Here is a 20825-nt window from a genome sequence, read left to right on the forward strand (position 1 = left end):
GCGATTGTGTCCAATGGGCCATAGCCATGCTTCATGGGAACGCACCTTGCGCCTTGCCTGCCAGCGGCAGGCCTGCTTCCCGCCAGGCCTCGATTCCGCCGATGAGAAACTGCGCGCCCACCCCGTTGGCCCTCAGGGTCAGCGCCAGCCCCTGACTGACTTCATGTCCTTTGGCGCAGTAAACAACTACTGGCCGGGCTTCTTCGAGCTCATGTTGCCAAGTGGAGGCCAGGGCGGGATCCCGCCAGTCCGATCCGGGGATCTGTTCATGCGCTAGCTCGAAGACTGGACGGCGGCGAACGTCCAGCATCACCGCCCTGCTCTCGCTGGCCGCTTCGCGGGGGTGGATTCCCAATCCCGCGCTGGCCGCGCCTATTGCGCAGGCATAGGCCGAAGCGACGACTTCCCAGTGGATTTGAGTCATGAAGGCGTCGACGTAGGCGGATGCCTTCGCGCCGAAGTCCATGTGATAGGCGTGCTCATACATATCAAGCGCGAGCAGCATGGAGGCCCCTGCAAGCAATTGGGTGTGATCACCCGCCCAGTGATTGAGCAATCTGGCTTCCCGCGCGGACCACGCCAGAATTGCCCAGCCCGAGCCGCCGCCCATGGCCTTCGCCAGCGAAGTGAACTCGGCAAGCCAGTTTTCGAATGAACCGAAGTCGCGTTCAATCGCTACCGACAGTCCTCCGGCCGGGAGCGATCCATCGCCGCCCAGCGCGTCAAAATAGGCTTCATGGAGGAACACCGAATTCGCCGCGAGCAACTCTTCTCGCTTTGCGCCGACCAGCGCAAATCCTGGCGTATTCGCGCGATCCCCGTTCTCCAGGGCCCGTCTGATGGTGTTCAGGCGCGATAGAGCGCCGAGATAGTTGTTTTGGTAGTGGCTGCGTATGAGATTGCTGCTGAGCCCGGCAATCTGGCCGGGATCCACGGGTAGCGGTTTTGGCGTCAATTCCATGGCGGGGCTCCCTTTCGACGTACGAGGCGACCGCTAGGCGATCAGCCTGCCTGGCGATGCATAGTTCCACGCGTGCGTTTCGCCGCGAACGTGACGGCACCAGGCATAGAGCGCGTCATAGATCACCAAGCCATGCTTGAGCATTTCCTGGTCGTCGGGAAAGTTCCGCGACAGGCCCAGCGATACGGCCAGGAGTCCGGCGCATTGCGGCGCAAGATCCAGCCTGTTGGTGTCGGCGCCGCGCACAATCACGGCCAAACTCCTCAGACTGGGATCCTGCAGCGCATATTGGTCAAGGAAAGCATCGAAGCTGCATCTCTCCCCGACATGTGTCAGCGCGACGCCCGGCACGTCGTAAGGAATGGCTCCCGTCGCGCCGGCTTCGCTCAGCACGCGGTCGGCCTCGACAAACAGGAACTCGGGGTCTTTATCGATGTGCCGGCTGATCAGCCACGGACACGCGATACGGTCGATCTTTGGGTGTTCCCTCGTGATCCACTTCATGGCGCCACCTCATAGGGTGAGTTTCACGATAAGGCCAATGACGGCGCAGGCCGCAATGACCTCGATGACACCGCGCTTGAATCTGAACAATGCGATGGCAGCTCCCAGCGCGATCAGCGCCGAGCCCAGGTCGAACCGCCCTGCCAGGCCTGCCGGCCACAGGACGTGATAGCCAAAAAATACCGCCAGGTTGAGGATGACGCCGACCACCGCCGCGGTGATGGCGGTGAGCGGCGCGGTGAATTTCAGGTCTTCCTTGGTGGCTTCAACCAGCGGGCCGCCTGCCAGGATGAACAGAAACGACGGCAGGAAGGTGAACCAGGTGACGACGGCGGCCGCCAGCGCTCCTGCCACGAACAGGTGCTCCGGGCCAAGCAGGCCATGCGCATATCCGCCTACGAATCCGACGAAAGCCACCACCATGATCAAGGGGCCCGGCGTGGTCTCACCGAGAGCCAGGCCATCGATCATCTGTATGGGCGTCAACCATCCGTAATGATCGACGGCACCTTGGTAGATGTATGGCAGCACCGCATATGCGCCGCCGAATGTCAGGTAGGCGGCCTTGGTGAAGAACCACCCCATCTGGGTGTACGCGCCCTGCCATCCATAAACTGCCGAGAGTATTGCCATTGGCGCGGCCCAGAGCGCCACGCCGGCAGCAACGATCCAGATCAAGCGGCTCCAGCGAAAGCGGGCGTGGGTTGGCGAGGGGGTGTCGTCGTCAATCAATGCCGGGCCGTAGCCTTGCGAATTCGACCCGTGGCGCGAGCCAACCTGGAAGCACTCGGGCCATCTCTTGCCTCCAAGGAAGCCGATCAATGCCGCGCTTGCGACAATCAGAGGGAACGGCAATTCCATCGCGAAGATTGCAACGAACGCCGCGGCTGCAATGCTCCAGAGAACAGGGTTCTTCAGCGCGCGCGACCCTATGCGATGGGCGGCGTGCAGGACGATGGCGGTCACTGCCGGTTTGATGCCATAGAACAGGCCGGCGATTACGGGCACATCGCCCCAGGCGACGTAGACCCAAGACAGGCCGATCAGGATGAACAGCGACGGCAGGACAAACAGCCCGCCGGCGACTACCCCGCCCCACGTCCGATGCAGCAGCCATCCGATGTAGGTTGCGAGTTGCTGCGCCTCTGGCCCGGGCAGCAGCATGCAGTAGTTGAGGGCATGCAGGAAGCGTCGTTCACTGATCCACCGTCGGCGCTCCACCAGTTCAGTGTGCATGATGGCAATTTGCCCTGCCGGGCCACCGAAACTGATGAACCCCAGTTTGAACCAGAACCAAAACGCCTGCCGGAAGGTGACCAGTTGAGGTCGCCCGAGCGGCTTGTCATCGGGCTCGCCGGTCGGGATGGCAGTGTCCCGGATTTGCGTGCTCATGACTTGCCCTCCTTCTCGAAGCTGGCCAGGAGCCCATCGAAGACGCCGCTGGCGAGCGCCAGGAGCTGGTCGTCGTCGGCAATCGTTGCCCGCAGGCCAGCCAGGACCTGTTCCACCCCCGCGGCCTCTGGAGGCTGCACGCCGCCGACGTCCAGGAAGTGAACGATGGCACCGAGCCGGTCCATGCCTCTGCTTTGCAGACCGAAGGCGGTGGCCAGGTTTTCGAACGTTACCTTTGCCCCAACATGGGAAAACCTCGCGCCATCGAAGTCGAACCCCAGAGCGTTGTCCGGGCATTCTCCAGGCGAAGCGAGCCACAGGATGCGAGCATTCTCGTCGATGCGGCGCCGAATCAGCCAGGCGCTCGCTAGCCGGTCCACCCAAGGACGTGCGCGTGTCGCCCAGGTTCGACCCTGGTAGTCGTCGACAAGGAGTTGGACGATGGCTCCATCGACGGCATGGGGTTCGTCCGGGGAGAGCGCGCGATTAGCGCCCTCCTCGAGTTCAAGCAACGCCGCATCGGCCTGGCGCTGCGCTTCTCCTGGAAAGAAGTCGATGTCGACCAGTTGCGCGTAGGTCTTTCGGAGCTTGCGCAACTGCTTCAACGTATCCATGACGGTATCAGGGGACAGAGCTGCCTGAACTGGCTCGATGCTTTTCATCAGTTCGCCGTAGTCTGCCGAGCGGTCGAAAAGCTCTTTGAGCCGTATGGAGTCGTCACCCGCAAACTCGGTGTCGGCCAGGTAGGCCGTGCCCCCGCTCTCTTGCACATCGTGCGCGATCGCACTCAGGGTTTCCCGGGTGCGGTCCAGTGACGGCAAGAGATAGACGCCATCGCGCAACACGGCGGCGCCACTTGATTTCAGCGCGCGCCAGGCACGCATGCGTGCCGTCGCGTTCTCGGTGGGCATTGAAAGAATCAGGGCCAACCAGCTCATCTGTAGATCCAGTAATAAAAATGTAGAGATATCTACTTTTATGTAGCGTACTCTTCAATTTTCAGAAACTCAATAGATCCCGGGCTGCTCGCGTGGCATTCACCTCCATATCCTCCCAGGGGGGATATGATGTGCGCATGATGAAACCTGATCCGCACCACCATCACGATGCCGTCGCCAAGCGTCTCAAACGAGCGGAAGGCCACCTGCGCAGCATTCTTCAAATGATGGAGGAGCACCGCTCCTGCCTTGAACTGGCCCAGCAGCTGCATGCCGTCGAGAAGGCGATATCGCAGGCCAAGAAGGTCCTTATCCAGGACCACATCGATCATTGCCTGCAAGACGCTGTAGGCGATCTGGACGCGGACAAGCAGCGCACCATCGACGAATTCAAAGAAATCACCAAGTACCTGTAAGGGCTTTTCTTCCATGCTGTCGTTTTCCGAGCTGATAGCTCAGGGCGCTTCGCACGCCTGGCTGTTCATTCCCAGCGCCATCCTGCTGGGCGCCCTGCACGGCCTCGAGCCAGGTCACTCCAAAACAATGATGGCGGCCTTTATCGTCGCGATCCGAGGGACGGTATGGCAGGCGGTCCTGTTGGGGGTTACCGCGACCATTTCGCACACATTGATCGTGTGGGGCATCGGTCTGGGCGGCATGTACCTATGGCGAGGCGTGGCGGCCGAGGAGTTGGAACCCTACTTCCAGCTGGCTTCCGGCGCGATCATCGTGCTGATCGCGGCCTGGATGTTCTGGAGAACCTGGCGCGAACAGCATGGCGAGGCGCACGGCCATTCCCATCACCATCATGAACATGAGGGGCACAGCCATGGCCTGGAGCGGCACGAGATCGACACCGGGCATGGCCGCGTCGCACTCGAAGTGTTCGAGGACGGCGTACCTCCTCGGTGGCGTCTGACCAACCTGCGAGGGAGCCACTGGCGGGCAGAGGATGCCACGCTGACAACCGAACGAACCGATGGCCGTCAGCAAGTGTTCCAGTTCGCGCAGAAGGATGGCTACCTGGAGTCGCTGGAACAGATACCGGAACCTCATGAGTTCATGGCGCGCCTGGCGTTGACTCACGGTGGCCACGTCCATAGCTATGACGTCGCGTTCCTGGAGCCAGATAGCCGCCAGCACGATCACATTCACGAAGAACTGCGCGGATTGGACGTCGCCGGCGAGGGTTATCAGGACGCCCACCAGTTGGCGCACGCCAACGACATCCGGCGGCGATTCGCGAACCGGAACGTGACCAACTGGCAGATCGCCCTGTTCGGGCTTACGGGAGGCCTTATCCCCTGCCCGGCGGCCATCACCGTGCTGCTCCTGTGTTTGCAGTTGAAGGAGTTCACCCTGGGGGCTGTGCTGGTGTTGTGCTTCTCGATCGGGCTGGCCCTTACCCTGGTTACGGTTGGGGCGGTTGCGGCGCTGAGCGTGCGGCACGTTACTCGGCGCGCTCCCTGGTTCAGCGCAGTCGCCCGGCGGGCTCCCTACCTATCGAGTCTGCTGATCATTGCCGTCGGCATTTACGTGGGAATCCATGGATGGTCTGGATTGCCCGTCAACTAGGCTGCTGAACCGCCGATTTCCTCGCGATACATGATGCGCGGCTCAGAGCATTTTTTTCCAGCGCAAGAATGCCATGAGCAGTCCGGCCAGGATTGCGCAGACTGCCGCCAGCACCCAAAAGCCGAGCGTATCCGTGGCCATGGGGATTCCTGCGAGATTGACCCCGAACAGTCCGGTCAGGAAGCCGAGCGGCAGGAATATCGTCGCCACGGCGACCAGGGTGTGGGACGATTTGCTCAATCGCCGGTCCTGGATGCGGGTGACCTGGGTGTTCAGTATGTCGATCCGTTCGCGCAGACTCTGTAGCGTCTCGAGGAAGCGCAGAAGCCGGTCGAGCGAGTCGTCCAAACGCATGCGGTCGCGGTCATCCAGAACGGTATCTCCTTGTGCGCACAGCGTTTCGAGTACCGCTCGCTGCGGCCCGAGATGGCGCAGAAAGCCGCTGATCCGCATGGTGGTTTCGGCCATGGGGTTGCAGACGGCTTCCAGCTTGTGTGCGGCGGCCAATGCTGCGATCCGGTCGGTATCGTCTTCCAACCGCTCGATCTGCTGCTCGATCTGGTTCAAATGAACGTCAACCAGGTCGGCCAGGAATGTGCCGGGCGTAGCCGGTCCTGAGCCGGCATCCAGGCGCGCGGCGATCTCCATGATCGGATCGACGTCGGCCTCGCGTGTACTGACGATGGTATTGGCGGTAATCCACAGGCGTATCGAAACCATGTCTTCGGGTCTCGCGGCGCCGTCGCCTTGGGGCCGCATGACCTTCAGGAGCACCATGATCCCGCCGTCCCGCGCCCTCATGCGCGAACGCGTATCTTCTTTGACCAGCGCCTCCACGACCAGGTCTTCCAGCGCGACCTCGTCCATCAGATAGCTGGCCGTCTCGCGGTGCCTGATGCACATGTGCAGCCATGCGCTACCGCTTTTCAGACGCTTGAGAAAAAGGAATCCGGGAGAATTTTGTGCTGTTTCCATCTTGCCAACCTTCAAGCGGGGCACGTGGAAGGTGCCGCCGCTAGGATAAGCCTGGGTATGCGCAGTGGCAATTGGAGAAATGGCTATCGGCCCGCCGCCCGAATGGGGCCGAGGCTATGGCTTGGGTGCGGCCGGTAACGCTTGTTTGACGGCTTGCCGTCGTCTCAATGAGCGCCGGCTCCACCAGAGCCAGATGCCGCTGATGCCCAAGGCGCCCAAGCCCAGGCCCAGCAGCGCCACCACGATTTCTCCCGCAGCGCCGCCCAGCTCTCCTGTGTGCAGCGGATACAGCACGGAGTTGATCCGCGCGCCGGGATCGAGTTCGTTCCAGCGCTGCGCCGCCAGCACTTTGCCGTCGCGCGGGTCCAGCCAGACGGTGGATCTGCCGTTGGGGTGGGGATCGTCGGGCACGCGCATGCGGATGGCCAAGGGGCGATCCGTGCGCGGCGTGTATAGCAGGTAGCCGATCGCGCCGTCCGGAAATGCAGCCAGTGCGGTTGCGGCCAGGTCGTCCAGGGAACGTGGCGGGATGGCGCCCGCGGGCCGCGCCGGCAGCTTGGGCGCCACGACCGGGGTCTGGCCGCTGGCCAGCGTGATCCAGCCGCCTATCGGACGCCATGCCAGATAGGCGCCGCTGGCCATGCACACCGCCAGCAGCAGCGCCAGGATGGCGCCGCCGTTGCGGTGCACGTCGAACAAGGCGCGCAACGCGCCCTTGTTGAACACCATGCGCAAGGACGGCGGCCATCTGCGCGGCCACCATGCGATCAGTCCTGACACCGTCAGGACCAGATAGGCCAACGCGGCCCAGGCCAGCACGGCCTTGCCCGTGCGATCCAGCATCAGGGCGCTGTGCAGCTTGTAGACCAGGGCGACGATGCCATCGTCCTCCCCTCTTCTGCCCTGCTCCCGGCCGCTGGCCGGATCGAGATAGATCGTGCCGTCCCAGGCGCCCGGCGCCCTCACCCTGACCTGCATGGTTTCGCCGGATTCGCGCGGCGGGCGGAAGGTGTACGAGGCTTGCGGGCCGAACTCGGCGGCCAGATTGTGGCGCATGGATTCGAACGATGCGGGCGGGCCGACGCCTGCGCTGTCGGCCAGGAAGAACTCCGGATGCAGCAGCTTGTCCAGGGGCCGCGCGGCCACAAGGAACGCGCCTGTCAGCCCGGACAGGATCAGGATCCCGCCCAGGCCCAGCGCCACCCAGCGGTGGCACAGCAGCCAGATGCGCCTGGGCATCAGTAGGCCAGGCGCGCCTGCACGTAGACCATGCGCGGCGCGCCGACCATGCGGCCGCCGTTGGTGTCGACGTTGCGGGTGTAGTAGCGGCGGTCAAACAGGTTGTTCACGCCCACGGCCAATTCGCTGCCCTTCCATTGCGGCAGCTTGTAGCTGAGCTGCGTGTTCCAGACGCTGAAGCCGGGCACGCGGCCGTTGCTGGCGGCGGCGTTTTCCTCTTCGGTGTTGGCCGTGTCCGAGTACTGGCCGCTCTGCGCCGTGGTGTACAGGTTGAAGGTCCAGTTGTTGCGGATGTAGCGTCCGCCCAGCGTGCCGGTCTGGCGAGAATAGAACGGCACGTCCTTGCCTTCGAATTCGCCGGATTTCTGGATGGCGCGCACGTAGGTGTAGTTGGCGTAGAGGTTCAGTCCGGCGAGCGGCCCGGATTTGTCGAAGTCGTAGTCGATGGCGAATTCAACGCCGTTGTGGGTGGTGGCGCCCAGGTTGCGGAAGACGGCCGGGTTGGTGCCGGGTATCGACAGGATCTGGTTGTCGAACTTCAGGTTGAAGACGGTGAATTCGGTATGGGTCTGCTCGCCCGAGTAGCGCAGGCCGGCTTCGATGGTCTTGGCGACTTCGGGGCTGAGGGGGTTGGACGCCGACATCGAGTTCAGCTGCGTGTACTGCACCGCGCCGAACGAGGTGTTGTAGTTGGTATAGAGCGTCAAGGCGTCGTCGACCAGATAGGCGACGTTCAGCGACGGCAGGCCGCGGCTGTTGCGCAGGTCGAACGGCGTGTCGTTGGCGGTGCCGCTGGGCTGGCGATTGGTGCGGATGTGTTCATAGCGCACGCCGGGCGTCACGCGCCATTTGCCGTAGGCGATGCGGTCGTCCAGGTAGATGGAGTGCGCCTCGGTTTCGTTGTCGAAGACCTGGGCCGCGCCGATGCGTTGGCCCGTGGCCAGGGATTCGGAATAGCGCCGGTCCTGGCCGGTTTCGTGGATGTAGCGGTAGCCGATGGTCACGTCGTGCGTGGTCGGGCCCCATTCCAGGCGCTGCGTGTAGCGCGGCTCTATGCCCAGCACCTGGTTGTTGCGCGGCTGATAGTCGTTGCGGCCGGTTGCGGTATTGATGAGCGAACTCTGGCGCGAGCTGTCGTAGTGATAGACCCGGGCCTCGAACTCCTGGGTGTCCGAGATCGAGTTCAGGTACCCGATGTCGACCTGATCGCGCTGCCCTTTCCAGTAATCGGTGGGATGGGTGTTCTGGAACGGGTCGTCGCGGTACTGCGCCACCGTCAGGCCTCCGGGCGTCATCGATTTGACGTCGTAGTGGGCGAACTTGCCGTAGATCTCCGAAGTCGGGGTCAGCTCGAAGCGCCACTTCAGCGCCACGTCGTTATAGCGGTCATGGCTGGCGTCGCGCCATTGCTCGCCGTCCATGCCGGAATACATCAGCGCCACGCCCAGTCCGTTTTCGAACTGCGTGCCCATGAAACCGGTGTACTGGGTGTTGGTGCCGCCCTGGCTGAAAATGTTGTAGCGGGCGGAGGCCTCGGCGGTGAGTCCGCTGGTGGTGGGAATCGAGCGGGTCTTGAAGTTGATCACGCCGCCCACGTTTTGCGGGCCGTAGCGCACCGCGCCGCCGCCGCGCACCACGTCGATGGCCTCGATGTTGCCCAGGCTGGTCGGCGACATCACCAGGTTCGGCTGGCCGTAAGGGGCCATGGCCATGGGGATGCCGTCCAGCAGCATGGTGGTGCGGAACGAGTTGCGCGGATTCAGGCCGCGGATGCCGACGTGCAGGCCGACCGAGCTGCCGCTGGCGCTGGTGCTGCCGCTGATCTGCACGCCCGGCACGCGGCGCAGCACGTCGGCCACGCTGGTGGCGCCGCTGTTCTGGATTTCGTCGCGCTTGACCAGCGTGCGTGCGCCGCCGAAGGTCTGCACGCTGTTTTCCAGACCAGTGCCCAGCCAGTCGCCGCTGACCTGAATTGATTCCAGCGTGTTGGCGTTGCCGGCCGGCGCGGCCTTGGCCGCGGGAGCGGGCGCGCGCACCACATAACCCTGACCGCCCTGCTCCACCGCCACCAGGCCGGTGCCGGACAGCAGTTGGGCCAGGCCGGACGCCACGCCGTAGCTGCCATCCAGGCCCTGGGTTCGCAGCCCGCCCGTGTCCTCGGGCCGGAACGAAACCGTGATGCCGCCCGCCCTGGCGAAGGCGGAGAGCGCCTGGTCCAGCGGTCCCGCCGGAATGTGATAGTCATGCACGGCAGCGGGCGCCGCGCTTTGGGCTGCCGCAGGCGGCGCGGCGGCAAACACAGCCGCCAGGCTCAGCGTCAATCCAGCCAATCGCAGGACACGGGGTTGGGTATAGTCTTCGGCTGCCACTTGGTCACATCCCTACAGGTCGTCAATTCGCGGTATGCCGAATGAGCGCTGGCAAAAGGGACAGGCGTGGGATGGCAGAGTTGTAAGCAGGTGAAACTTCATGGCCTGGCGCGGTTTCAGCGCGTCAGCGTGACCCAGTACGAGGTGCGCGCCACGACACGCAGATCCAGCGTCCGGGCGACGATGGCAAGCAACGCGTCGGTGTCTTGCAGGCGGAACACGCCGGATACGCGCAGGCCGCCCACCGCGGGATCGCAGCGCACCACGCCGCGCCGGTAACGCGAGACCTCGGCCAGCAGCGAGTCCAGGCGCATGTTGTCGGCTTCGATCACGCCGCGCGTCCATCCGGGCGTGTCCGACTTCGCGGGCGCACCGGGCAGGAAGGCGCGGGACGTGAAGCGCACGGATTCTCCGGCGCTGAAGATCCGCTCCGGCTCCCCGGCCCCCAATCTGACCGCCACGCGGTGTTCCAGCACGACGAGTTCGGTCAAGGCATCGCCGTCATCCCATTGCCGGACCACGAAACGGGTGCCCAGCGCGCGCATGCGGCCCTGGGGAGTTTCGACGATGAAGGGCCGCGCCGTGCCTGCCCGGTCGGCGGCCGTGCGCACATAGATTTCGCCGCCGCGCAGTTGCAGCAGACGCGCCGCGTCGGAGTAGCGCACATCCATCGCGGTATCGGTGTTCAGGTGGACCTGGCTGCCATCGGCCAGGCGCAGGTCCTGGTTTTCGCCCACCGCCGTGTGATAGGCGCCCGCCGGCTGGCCATACATGCGATAGGCCAGCAAGGCGGCGGGCGCGGCAAGTCCCAGCGCCGCCAGCGTGCGCAGCACCGTGCGCCGGCTGACCTGCGGCGGGCGCGTCAGGAGCGGCACGCCCAGCGAGGCCGGGACCGTGTCGAATTGCTGCATCAGGCGCTGGGCGCGCTGCCAGGCGAGTTCGCGCTCGGGATGGCCGTGGCGCCAGCGTTCGAAGGCGGCATGGTCCGCCGGTCCGGCCTCGCCGGAGTGCAGGCGCACAAGCCAGCGCGCGGCCTCCCGGATGACCGAGGCGTCCAGCGGCGTGGAGTCGGCGGCGGCCATGGATCAGGACTCCAGCATGGTCAGGCAGATTTCGAAGCCTTGGGCCATGTAGCGCTTTACCGTGCGGTCGCTCAAGCCGGTACGGGCGGCGATCTCGACGTAGGTGAGCCCTTCCAGTTGCGACAGGACGAATACCTCGCGCGCCTGCGGCGCCAGATTGCCGAGCATGCGGTCCAGCTGTTGCAGCGCCTGCTGTACGCCCAGCAGCATTTCGGGCGAGGCTGCCAATTCAGGCGGCAGCGCGGCCATGGCCTCCAGCCAGGCGCGTTCCAGCGAGCGGCGGCGCCAGTGATCATTGAGCAGCCCGCGGGCGATGGTCGTCAGATAGGCCCTGGGCTGGCGCAGCGTGCTGGCTTCCTCGGGATGGCGCAGCACGCGCAGAAAGGTGTCGTGCGCGAAGTCCGCTGCCTCATCGCCATGGCCGAGGCGATGCCGCCACCATTGGCAGAGCCAGTCGTAATGGGTTTCGCAGAGTAGCTGGAGCGGCTGTAGGGGGTTGGGCATGCTCGAACGCCCCGATAGGCAGCGCGATGACACGAAATAGCGGTCCGCCCAGACCAAGCAATGGCGGCCAATTGGGCTAAATGATACCAAGAACCGTTCGCAGTATCGAGCTGGCGGCGCCGCCGCTGCGACGCTTGGGCCTCAGGCGTACATCAACTGCGGAATGCCAGCCAAAGCCGCTCCTTCGTAGAAGGCCACGAGATTCTTGAAGGACGTGGTGTAGGCCTTGCCGCCATTCGGGTCGACAACCCGCGCGCTCAGGCCCTGGAAGTCCGCCGTGTCACCCTTGAGTCCCGACAGGACGATGGCATGGCCCATCTGGGCGTTGCTTGAATAGCCCAAAAGCAAGATCGGCCCCGGACTGAGCAAACTGCTCCATGCATCGGCCGTCATGGACTTCAGGCCATCCGTGCGGACCTTCAAGGCGGCGGCGAAAGGAACCACGCGATCGGCGGTGATGGCGGATTTCGTGTCGTACATGGGCTTCCACATGCCGCCGAGTTCGCCGGCGAGTTGCGCCATCGTGACGGGCACTCCCCGCGTTGCCGACATCAGCATGGCCGCGGACGCGAGCCAGCACAGATTCGACAGGCCCTGGTCTACTGGCACGATTCTGCTCGTATGGTCTATATCGACAGACGCGGCAAGCGCCGGGCGGGATATGCATGCCGCGGTGGCCGCGATGATGAGCTGACGCCTTTGCACCATTGCCTGCTCCCTTCGAAGTACGTGCGATCCGCAAGGCGGGTTCCGCCCGCAGGGCGCGCCTTGGACGCGCCCGACGGAACAGGGTCCGATTTCAGCGGCTGCGCGCCCTGCCGTCCATACTCAAAACGGAGTATTGGAAATCCCGGCGGGGAACCGGGATTGCGCGCCACCCCGAGCCAAGGCGCCTGCGGCGCTCAGAACGGCACCATCACCTTCAAGGTGCCGCGATGGCTTTGTATGTGGGACGAAAAGTCCCCGTCGTACTGTAGCCGGAAGTCCAGGCCGCCCGCGTTCGATACCTGCAGGCCCGCGCCGACGCGGCCGATGACATCGTCCATGGGCACCGAGGTCTCGAAGGCGCCGGAGCCTGCCGGCGCGCCCTGCAAGCGCGCCTTGACCGTGTATTCGTCCTTGGACAGGAACGACACGCCGCCATACATGTAGGGGCGCAGGGTCGCGCCGTTCTTCAGCGCCACCTTGCCGCCCAGCTCCAGCGTCGGCGACAGGGCCATGACGAACTGGTTGCTGCTTTCCACGTCCAGATGCAGGGCGTTGCGGGATTCGCCGTAGCCAGGCATGTGGGTGTAGGACGCGTCCAGGTCCACATAGGGTTTCAGATAGACGCGTTCCGCGGCGTAGGTGCGGGCGATGCGCAGGCGCAAGGCCGCGCCATAGACGTCCAGGTCCGAGTCGGCCGTGCTCTGCATCCCGGGGATGCGGATGCTGCGGTTGATGTCGTACTGGCCGTAGCCGCCGCCCAGGGCCGCTGACAGGGTCCAGGGTCCGGTTTCGCGCTTCACCACCACGCCGGCATAGCCGCTGTCGCCCTTGCCGCTGACCCGTCCGTCGTCGCCGCTCAGGTGGCTGTTCTGGTAGGCGACGGATCCGCCCAGGAACCAGCCCGGGCTGACCTGGCGCTGGCCGCCGAACTGGTACGTGACGCCATCGAACGAAAAACCGGAGACCCCGCCCTCGCCATCCTGGTTGGTATTGATGCCGGACACCTGGCCCCAGAGGCAATCCTGCTCGCCGGTCAGCGCGTCGCCGCCCTGGAACGCCGGGCATGACATCATGGCGCCGGTAAAGCGCGCCATGCTGGCCTGCATCTGCGCGGCGGGCGCCACGCTGACGCCAGCCGACAGGTCGGAAAGCCGGTTCGAATAGGTAGCCGCGCTATCCCTGGAGGCCATGTCCAGCGCCGCGAACAAGGACGCCATGTCGGCATTGCCGCCCAGGTTCCAGGCGCCTTGCAGATGCCTTGCGACCGAGCGCTGGTTGGCGGCCAATTGCATGGAAGGCGCGGCGAAGTCGGCCTGCGCGGCGCGCACGCGCACGTTCTTGCCGTCCAGTCTGGCTTCGTAGTCGATCACCGGGCTGTCCTTGGCGGCGGGGGCGCCCTGCATATCGCCTTGCAGCGTCGCCACGGTGACTTCGTGGTCGGGCAGCAAGGTGATGGGCTGGACATACACCTGGCCGTTCAGGCGGGTATCGCCCTGCACCACCATGCTCGGCGATTTGAGGTTGGCGAAGTCCACGTCCGCCTGCAGCAGGCCGCCTGCCCGCAGGTTGAAGTTCCCCGCGACCGTGAGCGTGTCGAAGGCGCCGGACCTGCCTATGGCGACCACGCCCGCGTTGTCGACGTTCGCCTGGTAGAGCGTGGCGTCGCCCAGGGTGCCGCTGGCGGCGTTCCAGACATTGCAGGCGATGCCGCCCGCGCCGCCGCCGCATTCGATGTTGCCCAGCACAGTCCCCGCATTGTGGATGGACAGGCTGGCGCCGGGCGCGCTGGCCAGTAAGCTCACGGTCTTGGCTTGCTGCAGGGCGGCGCCGTCGTAGCGCACCGCGCTGCCGCCCGCGCCGGCCGTGATCGTGCCCGCCGTACCCACGGTCAGCGTGTTCTGCTGGTCGCCCGCGATCCAGACGCCATAGGCGCCCGCGCCGGTGCCGCCGCCGACCGAACCGTCGACGGTGACCGCGACCTGGCCAGACCCCTGGGGACCGGCGCTTTGCGCAAAGATGCCGGTGGCGCCGGCGCCGGTGGCGGCGATGGTGCCGCTCTGCGCCACCGTGACGTTCCCGCCGGATCCCGTGCTGCCCGCGCCTGCCGTGCTGCCGGCGTAGCCCCCTGCCGCGCTGCCGCCCAGCCCGCCCCCGCCGCCGATCGATTGGGCGATCACACCGAAGGCGTAGGCGCCCTGGGTCGTGATGTTGCTGGCGACATTGAGGTTGACCGCGCCGCCGTTGCCGTTGCCGCCCGTCTGGCCGCTGCCTGGGGTCCAGCCGCCCGAGCCCAGCTGCAAGCCCTTGCTGGTGTCGCCCGCGATGCCGCCGCCGCCGCCGATGGACTGGGCGATCAGGCCATGCGAGCCGGCGCCGCTGGTGCTGATGTGGCCGCCCGCATTCAAGGTCAGGGTCACGGTTCCGCCGTCGCCGGCGGCGCCGCCGCGCCCGCCCAGCGACACGCCGGCCAGGTTGCTGGCATCGCCCGCGCCGCCCAGGCCGCCGCCTCCGCCTATCGATTGCGCCAGCACGCCGTAGGCGCGCGCGCCTTGCGTGGTGGCGGCGATGCCGGTGGCGACGTCGATGGCGCCGCCCGAGCCGGACAAGCCGCCGCTGCCGCCCACCGCGACGCTCATGGAATGGCTGTCCTGCTGCAGCTTGGAGCTGCTGTTGCCCGCGCCGGCCGTGCCGCCGCCGCCGCCGATCGACTGCATCGCCAGCGCTGGAGAGTCGTCGCCCGTGGTCTGGACGTTTAGCCAGCTTCCGCCGCCAGAGGTCAGGATGTTGCCGCCGTTGCCGGCCACGCCGCCCGTGCCGCCAAACGAGGCGCCGACGGTGATGGTGCCCTGGGCCTGGTCGGAACCGTCGCCGCCCTGCCCGCCGCCGCCGCCGATCGATTGCAGCAGCACGCCATAGGCGTTGTAGCCGGCCGTGGCGATGCTGTTGCCATGGTCGTCGTCGAAGAAGAAGCTGAGGACGCCGCCGTTGCCGCCCGCGCCGCCGCTGCCGCCCACGCCGATGGTGGCGTTGGCCTTGATCTTGCTGCCCGAGGCGCTGGACGATCCGCCCACGCCGCCGCCTCCGCCTATCGACTGGGCGACCAGGCCGTCGGCCCAGTCGCCAGCGGTGGCGATCTTGCCAGCGTAGTTCACGGTGACGTTGCCGCCATGGCCGCCCGTGCCGCCGGTGCCGCCCACGTCCACGCCGAACTGGTAGGTGCTGTTTTCGTCGTCGAGCCGTTCCTTGTTGTCGCTGTGGTTGCCGATGCGGTCCAGGATGGGATAGGACGAGGCGTCGGCGCCCAGCGATCCGCCCAGCCCGCCGCCGCCGCCGATCGATTGCAGCAGCACGCCGTCGGCATCGCCGCCTTCGGTGCGGATGGCGCCTTGCAATGTCGCATTGATGTTGCCGCCAGTGGCGCCGGAACCACCAGTCGCGCCCAGGCCCACCTGCAGGCGGGCGGATGGTCGCTCCTCGGCGCTGCCGGCCACGTTCAGCGTGCCACCTTGCGAGGCCCCGCCGCCGCCGCCGATGGATTGCGCCACGATGCCGCGCGAACCGGAACCCAGCGTGCGGATGGCGAAGTTGGGGTTGAGCGTCACGTCCACGTTGCCGCCGGTGCCGCCCGTGCCGCCGGTGCCGCCCAAGGCCAGGGTCAGCTTGACGTTGGTGGGTCCGCCGTGGGTATAGGCATTGCTGCTGCCGACCCCGCCGTTGCCGCCGCCTCCGCCTATGGATTGGGCCAGCACGCCGTTGGCGTAATCGCCATAGGTCACGATGGTGGACGCCGGCGGCACGCGCACGCCGGGCGGGGTCAGTAACGACGGCGGCATGCCGACATAGGCGCCGTTGGCGTCGCCCAGGCTTACGCCCACCGCGCCGCCGTTGCCGCCCGCCGAGCCGGAACCGCCCAGGGTCATGCCGGCCGACAGCGAGATCGTGGTCGCATCGCCCAGCACGGTGGACAGCACGGACGAATCGCCGCCATTGCCGCCGCCGCCGCCGATGGACTGGGCCATCACGGCATGGGAACCGTCGCCCAAGGTGGCGACCGTGGAGCCGTTGCTGAGGTTGACCTGGGTGACGCACGCGGCGTCTCCCGGCGGGCAGGCGCTACCGCCCGCCCCGCCGCTGCCGCCCACGGCGGCTTCGAAATTGAACGCCAGGGACGCGCCCTCGCCGGTGGGCACCGCCACCACCAGGTCGCTGGCGCTAGAGCTGCCGCCATTGCCGCCGCCCCCGCCTATGGTCTGCGCCAGGATGCCGAAGGAATCGTTGGGCGCATAGGTGGCGGGATCGATGTTCGGACTGGCGTAGTCCATGCCCGTGGCGATGTGGGAACCGCTCAGGTTCACGATCGAGGAATAGCCGTCGCCGCCCGAGCCGCCGCTGCCGCCCAGTTGCAAGGCCGCGAAGGACGCCACGCTGGCGTTCTTGACGCTGCCGCCCGTGCCGCCGCCGCCGCCGATGCTCTGCGCGATGATGCCGGGCGCGTAGTTGCCGTGGGTGGCGAGGTTGGACGTGGAGTACGTCAGCGTGCCGTCGCAGCCGCCCTGGTTGCTCATGCAGACCGAACCGCCGTTGCCGCCGCCGCTGGCGCTGCCGCCGATCGCCACCGACACGCCTACCGATGCGGTGAAGGTATCGCCGCCGTTGCCGCCGCCGCCGCCCACGGATTGGGCCAGCACGCCCGCGCCGAACTGGCCGGCGGTCTGGATCGAGCCCAGGTCCTGGATGATGACATTGCCGCCCGCGCCACCCCCGGCGCCGCCCCCGCCCACGCCCAGCACGCCGATGCTGTCGCCGCCGCTGCCGCCGCCGCCGCCGATGGACTGGGCCACCATGCCGATGGCGGCGTTGCCGGCCGTCGTGATGGAGCCGGTGTTGCCGATGACTACCGTGCTGCCCGAGGATCCGGTGGCCCCGGCCGAGCTGCCGCCCACGCTGAGCAGGCCGGTGGCGCTGCCGGAAGCCCCGCCGCCGCCGCCGATCGATTGGCCGATCATGCCGTGCGAGTTGTAGCCCGAGGTGGCGATGGACCCCGTGTTGCTCAGGGTGACCTGGCCGGCCGCGCCGCCGCCCGCGCCGTCCCCGCCCAGGGACACCAGTTCGGCTGTGTCCGCGCCGCCCGCGCCGCCGCTGCCGGCAATGGACTGGGCCAGCACGCCGTAGGCGTGGTCGCCGCTGGTCGTGACCGTGCCGGCGGTCGCCACAGTGACCGCCCCGGCGTTGCCGCCATTGCCGCCGTTGCCGCCCTGGCCCCCCAGCACCGACACGAAGTCGCTGCCCGTGCCGCCGCCGCCGCCGACCGACTGCGCCACGATGCCGGTGGAAAATTTGCCCGTCGTGCCAATGGCGCTGCCGCTGGCCGTGGAAACGTTGACGGCGCTGGCGTTGCCGCCGAACCCGCCGCCGCCGCCCTGCCCGGCCAGCTTGGTGCTGTCGGTGCCGTCGCCGCCCTGCCCGCCCAGGCTTTGCGCCGCCAGGCCGGGCAGGTTGTCGCCGCGCGTCGCGACGCTGCCGCCCTGGTATAGATTGATCGCCACGGCGCCGCCCGCGCCGCCATTGCCGCCGGCATGGTCCTTGTCCGGGCCCTTGCCGCCCTTGCCGCCGATGGCGCGGGCGGCGACGCCGGCGCCCTGCACCGTGGCGCCCGCGGCCGAACCGGCCACGTCCAGCAGCACCGAGCCATTCACGTCGACCGTGACCTTCTGGGTCCAGCTGTCCGACGTGCCGCCGCCATTGCCGCCGTTGTCGCTGTTGTCGGTCGAGGCCGTGCCGTCGCCGCCAATGCTTTGCGCGTAGATGCCAAAGACCGTGGCGCTGTCGAAAACCTGCCAGTAGCTGTTGGCCTGGCCCTGGTGCGTCACTTGCACGGTGCCGCCCGTGCCGGCATTGCCGTTGTTGTAGCCGCCCATGCCGCCCACGGAATTCGCGTAGATGGCGGCTCCGTTGCCATAGGTGCGCAGGCGCGCCGCGCTGCTGCCCAGGTTGATGGCGCCGGTGTTGCCGACCGTGACCGTGCTGGCATTGCCGCCATTGCCGCCCACCTGGTCGCCGTATTCCAGCGTGGGATCGTTCTGGTCGCCGCCCGCTCCGCCCAGGGCCCGCGCATTGATGCCGTACAGCCCTTGGCGCGGGGTGGGCAAGGAGCCGGACATCGTCAGGTTGCCGGAGTTGGTCACGGTCACGGTCTGGCCCAGACCGCCGTGTCCGCCGTTCGAGTCGTTGTTGTCGTTGGCGGGGTCGCCGATGCCGCCGGACGAAACCGCCATGATGAGGCTGTTGAAGTTGCTGAGCGCCGTGCCGTTGAGCGCGACGTCGCCGCTGCTGGTCACGGTGATGTTGCCGCCGTCGCCCGCCGTGCCTTCGTCCACGCCGTCGCCGCCGCGCGAGATCGCCGTGACCACGCCCAACGGGTTCAGCCGGGTCTGGTTGGCGTTGGCGTTGTAGTTGCCGGTGGACGTGACGGACACGTCAGGCCCGTTCTGTCCGTCTTTCTCGTCGTTATGGTCCACCCCGCTATCGCCTTCGCAGATGGCCTGGGCGCTCGGGTAGCTGCCCGACGGGACATTCAGGGAGGGGCCGCCGGCGCACGCATAGCCCGCCTGCGCATTGCCCGCCGCGCCCCAGGCGCAGGCGCCCAGCGCCGACACGACGGCGAGCCGCAAGGTGTTCTGCCGCAGCAGGGGAAAAGGCCGGCCGGGGTGGCGCGCGGGAAGAGAAATGGGCTTCATGGATTCGCGGATTCTGGTGGCGCGAGCGCCAAGACCGCCCGGCGGCCCGGGCATGCGCTCGGTAGTAACTGGCAATGTTTCGCCACTAGAATCCGCAGGCTGCGCGGAGGGTGCAACTTTTTTTCGATGAATCAGTGGATTTTTTCGACGAAATCCGCAAAAAAAACCACATGGTTACATCGAGCCCGGGATGGGTGTAAGCAAAGATTGACGCGGCCGGAGGCGGCCGGCCCTTGGACTCAAGGGCGCGCAGGCTCGCCGGCCGACGCCAGCAGCGCGCGCCCCTTTTGCGTCAGGACGACGACCGGGCCAGCCTGCGCATCGTCGTGCTCCCGGGCCATGTCCACCAGCCCGTTGGCGGTCGCGTCCTCCCAGGCGGACAGACGCGGGCACGAACTGCGCCAGGCGTCCATGGTCTGCGCATAGGTGCGCGGCCGCTCGGCGATCCAGGCCAGGAATTGCAGCAGGTTGCCGAGCTGGGACGTGCCGGCCTGCAGTACGGAACTGTCGTCATCTGTCTTCATCGCCATGCGCTCCCGACTTGAATGTAGAAGGCGTTCTGGTCCTTGCTGTGGGCGATGTCGATGCCCACGGCCAACCCCAGTTTGGCCGCGATCAGGTACCGGAAGCCGGTCCCCACGCTGACGACGGTGGAGGCCTCGGAGAACGACCTCCAGTTGCCATATGCCTTGCCCACGCCGCTGAACCCCAGTATGGACCAGCGCGGCGTGGCGTCCCAGCGCAATTCGGCTTCGAACGCCAGCGCGTCGCGGTCCTGGTAACGGCCCCGCGCCACGCCGCGCAGATCGACGTAGGGCTGGGCGTAGAACGGCACCGTGCCGCGCGTGAACTGGCCGTCGCCGCGCAGGCCCAAGGTCCAGCGCGGCGCCAGCGGCTGCCAGGTGTAGCCGCGCGTGCGGTAACTTTCGAATGACTGGTCGCTGCCGAGCCAGCTGCGCGAGAACTGGGCTTCCAGCTCGGCATAGCTGCCCCGGTTGGGATAGAAGATATTGTCGCGCGTGTCGTAGTCCACGACCAGGCCGGCCTTGCCGATGTGGCCGGCCATTTCGGCCTTGGACAGCTCGCCGGCCGTCTCGCCGGTGAATCGCGTATTCGAGCGGAAATAGGTGTAGCGCGGGCCGACATACCAGGGCGTGTCCCCTACCCTGGCGAGGATCTGCTGCATCAGGAACGTGCCCTTCACCTCATAGCTGCGACCGTGGCTGGAAGCGCCGTAGTACTCGAGGTTCGCCCGTCCCTGGGCCAGCGCGCCCAGGTAGCGGTAGCGGTCCGCGTCCCAGCTGCGGAAGTGGAATAGCGCACCGCCGCGGGTGCCGTTTTCGGTGGCCATGGCGCCCACGCCGGTGACGTTGGGCGGCGCCTTGTGTGTGTTGTCAGCCTGGCCATCCGGCCCGGGCTGCGCCGCGGGTTCCGAAAAATAAAGCAGCATCAATCCGCCCCCGTACCCGACGGCGGGTTCTGTGATGATGACGGGCACCGGAAGCGCGCCGTTCTGGCGCAGCAGGAAGTTGCCCATGTCCGGGCCGTCGCTGTCGCTGTCGCCGTTCGTCTCGGCCCGTGCCGCGCCCGCAAGAGCCTGGCCGGCGCACAGCAGGATCAGGAGCCGCAAGGTCAGCGCGGCCAAAGCCCTTCGGGTAAATCTGCAATCCTGGCGCACGGAATCATTCCCACGCTGTCGGTGCCGCAGTCCGGCGATAACGGACGCGGCTCGCAGCCATGAGACTGGAGCCGCGCGTTCAGTCATGCACCGCCGATGATGACACGGCGCGGGATCTTGCGCACGACTTTGCGCCATGCCGCGCGGGCATGCGCAAGCCGGC

The 20825-nt window shown here is 66.7% G+C and carries 15 protein-coding genes; 2 read left to right on the top strand and 13 right to left on the bottom strand.

Annotated features, from left to right (window positions below; translation table 11 throughout):
• Positions 1-31: 31 nt before the first annotated feature.
• From BRO63_RS15010 to BRO63_RS15025, 4 genes are read right to left on the bottom strand one after another with little or no spacing between them, the layout of a single operon-like run.
• A complete protein-coding gene (locus tag BRO63_RS15010; RefSeq protein WP_088140529.1) occupies positions 32-961 on the bottom strand; it encodes a Fe-Mn family superoxide dismutase in 930 nt (309 codons plus the stop codon).
• 33 nt (positions 962-994) lie between these two features.
• Positions 995-1465, bottom strand: coding sequence for a chromate resistance protein ChrB domain-containing protein (locus BRO63_RS15015; RefSeq protein WP_088140530.1), 471 nt, complete (start codon positions 1463-1465; stop codon positions 995-997).
• Positions 1466-1474: 9 nt separating this feature from the next.
• Positions 1475-2857: a chromate efflux transporter gene (chrA, locus tag BRO63_RS15020; protein WP_088140531.1), complete on the bottom strand. Its 1383-nt coding sequence runs from the start codon at positions 2855-2857 to the stop codon at positions 1475-1477.
• Entirely contained in the window at positions 2854-3795 is a 942-nt protein-coding gene (locus BRO63_RS15025) for a chromate resistance protein ChrB domain-containing protein (protein WP_088140532.1), read from the bottom strand. The genes chrA and BRO63_RS15025 overlap by 4 nt, the downstream gene beginning before the upstream one ends.
• A 224-nt stretch (positions 3796-4019) precedes the next feature.
• On the opposite strand from BRO63_RS15025, the gene BRO63_RS15030 reads away from it, so the two are divergent.
• Both BRO63_RS15030 and BRO63_RS15035 read left to right on the top strand, forming a co-directional pair.
• Positions 4020-4211: a metal-sensing transcriptional repressor gene (locus BRO63_RS15030; protein ID WP_444978603.1), complete on the top strand. Its 192-nt coding sequence runs from the start codon at positions 4020-4022 to the stop codon at positions 4209-4211.
• Between the two features lie 13 nt (positions 4212-4224).
• Complete coding sequence (locus BRO63_RS15035; RefSeq protein WP_088140533.1) at positions 4225-5370, top strand: nickel/cobalt efflux transporter; 1146 nt, start codon at positions 4225-4227, stop codon at positions 5368-5370.
• Between the two features lie 42 nt (positions 5371-5412).
• Here BRO63_RS15035 and BRO63_RS15040 read toward each other — a convergent pair whose 3' ends face one another.
• From BRO63_RS15040 to BRO63_RS15080, 9 genes are all read right to left on the bottom strand, one after another.
• Positions 5413-6345, bottom strand: a complete 933-nt coding sequence (locus BRO63_RS15040; RefSeq protein ID WP_088140534.1) for a CorA family divalent cation transporter — start codon at positions 6343-6345, stop codon at positions 5413-5415.
• 114 nt (positions 6346-6459) lie between these two features.
• Positions 6460-7584, bottom strand: coding sequence for a PepSY-associated TM helix domain-containing protein (locus tag BRO63_RS15045; RefSeq protein ID WP_088140535.1), 1125 nt, complete (start codon positions 7582-7584; stop codon positions 6460-6462).
• Positions 7584-9953: a TonB-dependent siderophore receptor gene (locus BRO63_RS15050; RefSeq protein WP_088140536.1), complete on the bottom strand. Its 2370-nt coding sequence runs from the start codon at positions 9951-9953 to the stop codon at positions 7584-7586. The genes BRO63_RS15045 and BRO63_RS15050 overlap by 1 nt, the downstream gene beginning before the upstream one ends.
• 116 nt (positions 9954-10069) lie before the next feature.
• Entirely contained in the window at positions 10070-11035 is a 966-nt protein-coding gene (locus tag BRO63_RS15055) for a FecR domain-containing protein (RefSeq protein WP_088140537.1), read from the bottom strand.
• Between the two features lie 3 nt (positions 11036-11038).
• Positions 11039-11539 (bottom strand): sigma-70 family RNA polymerase sigma factor, encoded by a 501-nt coding sequence (locus tag BRO63_RS15060; RefSeq protein ID WP_088140538.1) that lies wholly within the window; start codon positions 11537-11539, stop codon positions 11039-11041.
• Positions 11540-11680: 141 nt separating this feature from the next.
• Positions 11681-12148: a papain-like cysteine protease family protein gene (locus BRO63_RS15065; protein ID WP_179215104.1), complete on the bottom strand. Its 468-nt coding sequence runs from the start codon at positions 12146-12148 to the stop codon at positions 11681-11683.
• Positions 12149-12441: 293 nt separating this feature from the next.
• Positions 12442-18984, bottom strand: a complete 6543-nt coding sequence (locus BRO63_RS15070) for an autotransporter outer membrane beta-barrel domain-containing protein (RefSeq protein ID WP_088140540.1) — start codon at positions 18982-18984, stop codon at positions 12442-12444.
• A gap of 239 nt (positions 18985-19223) precedes the next feature.
• A complete protein-coding gene (locus tag BRO63_RS15075; protein WP_088140764.1) occupies positions 19224-19508 on the bottom strand; it encodes a hypothetical protein in 285 nt (94 codons plus the stop codon).
• The gene (locus tag BRO63_RS15080; protein WP_256943314.1) at positions 19505-20629 is read right to left on the bottom strand and encodes a BamA/TamA family outer membrane protein; all 1125 of its coding nucleotides are present in this window, start codon (positions 20627-20629) and stop codon (positions 19505-19507) included. Before BRO63_RS15080 ends, BRO63_RS15075 begins: the two co-directional genes overlap by 4 nt.
• Positions 20630-20825: the final 196 nt, after the last annotated feature.

It is taken from the genome of Achromobacter xylosoxidans (genome assembly GCF_002192695.1).
GTDB lineage: Bacteria > Pseudomonadota > Gammaproteobacteria > Burkholderiales > Burkholderiaceae_B > Achromobacter > Achromobacter xylosoxidans_C.